Origin of the sequence: Methanocalculus sp. (assembly GCF_029762515.1) — an archaeon.
Taxonomy (GTDB): Archaea; Halobacteriota; Methanomicrobia; order Methanomicrobiales; family Methanocorpusculaceae; genus Methanocalculus.
The window spans coordinates 1-1,879 of the sequence record NZ_JARVGN010000423.1; the positions used below are offsets into that span (position 1 = coordinate 1).

At 51.6% G+C, this 1,879-nt stretch carries 3 protein-coding genes and 1 pseudogene; 1 reads left to right on the forward strand and 3 read right to left on the reverse strand.

What is annotated here, in order from left to right; all coding sequences use genetic code 11:
• Nucleotides 1–47: 47 nt before the first annotated feature.
• A complete protein-coding gene (locus QCH34_RS11750) occupies nt 48–314 on the forward strand; it encodes an NAC family transcription factor (protein WP_300334419.1) in 267 nt (88 codons plus the stop codon).
• Here QCH34_RS11750 and QCH34_RS11755 read toward each other — a convergent pair.
• The 3 genes and pseudogenes from QCH34_RS11755 to QCH34_RS11765 all read right to left on the reverse strand — a co-directional run.
• Nucleotides 311–763, reverse strand: coding sequence for a hypothetical protein (locus tag QCH34_RS11755; RefSeq protein WP_300334421.1), 453 nt, complete (start codon nt 761–763; stop codon nt 311–313). The two genes, QCH34_RS11750 and QCH34_RS11755, sit on opposite strands and share 4 nt — an antisense overlap.
• 14 nt (nt 764–777) lie before the next feature.
• A complete protein-coding gene (locus QCH34_RS11760) occupies nt 778–1,458 on the reverse strand; it encodes a metal-dependent hydrolase (RefSeq protein WP_300334422.1) in 681 nt (226 codons plus the stop codon).
• Between the two features lie 32 nt (nt 1,459–1,490).
• Nucleotides 1,491–1,879, reverse strand: a pseudogene (locus QCH34_RS11765) (response regulator receiver protein); the annotation flags it as partial.

The following is a 1,879-nucleotide window of genomic DNA, read 5'->3' on the forward strand; positions in this document are numbered from 1 at the left end:
GATCACGAAGTTCAAGATGTCGCTCACCATGATCAAGGAGTAAAACAATGGCAGATGAAGGCGATTACTGCACAGTCTGCGGGGGAACCCCCCCTGACAAGATTTTGATCAAGCAGATCATGGTCGATGGAAAAGAAACAGGCATCGACAAGCTTGACTGGATAATCGAAGAGGTGAAGAAACTAAAACTCACCAGTAAGCAGGCGATTGCTGATGAGATCATGCTCAGGGTTGCCCAGTTCAATTACATCCCGACAAAAAAGAGAGAGGCATACCAGGAGGCACTCCTTGCAGAGTACCACCGGTCAGCCTAAAGAATATCAACCCGATAATCGCTCATCAGGCCGGCTGAATACGACTCACCCCTGATGAACCTGATTCCTTCGAGTTCCTGTATATCCAGAACCGAACCATCCGCAGTCGTTGCACCGGTCAGTACCAGGAATGTCCCGGACTTCTCCAGGTGGAGGGTCACCACGTTTCCGGAGAGCGGAGCTGTATAGGTGATCGCAAGGGAATCGGGAGACTCTTCCCATCTTCCGGTGACAACATCCGCATAGCCGGACCGGTTTGGATCTTCTATTGACAGAAAGACGATATTTGCATCTCCGTTCGAATCGAACTGGAAGAGAAATACCGGGTTGCCGGAATCATGCACCCAGACCCCTGCAAGGGAGGCAGCGGGTGCTGCCGGTTCCGCCTCACTGACACAGCCTGCCGTCAGGAGAAGGAGGAGCAATATACAGATCAGATACCATTTCATCAAGATATCCTTTCTCACAATTGCTTATGGGCGTTTGCATCCGGAATCTCCATCCTCTCTCCTGGAGCAAGGATTGAAACCTGCATATCGGTCGTCTTCTCGATTGCATGCCTGAATGACTCTGGGTCCTGGGCGATCTTCTCCCAGGTATTATAGTGGATCGGGATGACGAGAGGTGCCCCGATATAGGAGGCTGCGATCATCGCCTCATCCGGCCCCATTGTGAACCGATCCCCGATCGGGAGCAGTGCTACATCGGGATGGTAGAGATCACGGATCAGCTTCATATCCGAAAATAGTGCGGTATCCCCGGCATGGTAAATCGTCACCCCATCCATTTTAATGATATATCCCGCAGCCGGTCCGCCATAATAACCGCCACCGGCATCCTCAATCCAGGAGGAATGAATAGCCTGCGTCATGGTGATATGGACACCGCCAATATCAATCCCGCCTCCGATATTCAGTGCTTCCGCGGATACGCCCTGGGCGGCAAGGTATTTCGCCAGTTCATTCGGAGCAACCGTCTTCCGTTTCAATGAAACCGTCTCTCCCAGGTGATCGGCATGGCCATGCGTTACACAGACGATATCACAATCAGGGGGAGTATCGCCGGACGGGATGAAGGGATCAATTAAGACACGCTTTGATCCCTCGATAAGGATACAGGAATGTCCGTAATATGACAGATACATGGGAAGAAGATCGGGTGAGAGAGTAAAAAAGGTTAGCTGAGATCAATCATCTCAGCTTCGGTAATATCGATTGCGTCACCAAGGCTGTCCCGGGTAACGGCAAGGGTCATCTGTTCGGTGAGATCACGATCCTCCATCACATCGCGGATGCGTTCAAGATAGGGATCAAGGGTGGTATCCTTCTGCTCATCCAGCACATGGCGGTACTCCCTGAGGGTGGATGGGCTGATCCCAAGATGCTCTGAGATCTCCTTCATCGTGAGATCCTGTGCAAGCAGATCATCAAGAATTGCCGGATCAAACGGCATCTTAAAGTCGAGATCGCGGAAGAGCTTCAACCGTACCCGGGCCCTGGCAACCGTCTTTGAGAGTTTCTCATCGCCAAGGCTCCGTGCAATCTCGGTGTCGTTTTTTCCATTAT

What these genes read in the sequence shown, in the direction of transcription:
- QCH34_RS11760 (WP_300334422.1), bottom strand. Translation starts at nt 1,458, where the DNA reads ATGTATCTGTCATATTACGGACATTCCTGTATCCTTATCGAGGGATCA.
- QCH34_RS11750 (WP_300334419.1), top strand. Translation starts at nt 48, where the DNA reads ATGGCAGATGAAGGCGATTACTGCACAGTCTGCGGGGGAACCCCCCCT.
- QCH34_RS11755 (WP_300334421.1), bottom strand. Translation starts at nt 763, where the DNA reads ATGAAATGGTATCTGATCTGTATATTGCTCCTCCTTCTCCTGACGGCA.